Below are 203 nucleotides of genomic sequence, written 5' to 3' on the forward strand. Positions count from 1 at the left end.
TGATGCCTCTGTAATTGGCACACACCCTCTGATCCCCCTTTTTAAAAAGGGGAACCACCACCCCGGTCTGCCACTCCTTCGGTACCGTTTCCGACTTCCACGCAACGTTGATGAGACGTGTCAACCATGACAGTCCCTCAACACCCAGAGCCTTCAGCATTTCCGGGCGGATCTCATCCACCCCCGGGGCTTTGCCACTGTGG

The 203-nt window shown here is 56.7% G+C and carries 1 protein-coding gene; it reads right to left on the reverse strand.

The window, feature by feature from the left end:
• Nucleotides 1-203, reverse strand: a 203-nt coding sequence (locus tag JEM65_RS22795; RefSeq protein ID WP_233530842.1) for a hypothetical protein, incomplete at both ends; no start/stop codon positions are given.

Source organism: Gelidibacter salicanalis, from assembly GCF_016469035.1.
GTDB lineage: Bacteria > Bacteroidota > Bacteroidia > Flavobacteriales > Flavobacteriaceae > Gelidibacter > Gelidibacter salicanalis_A.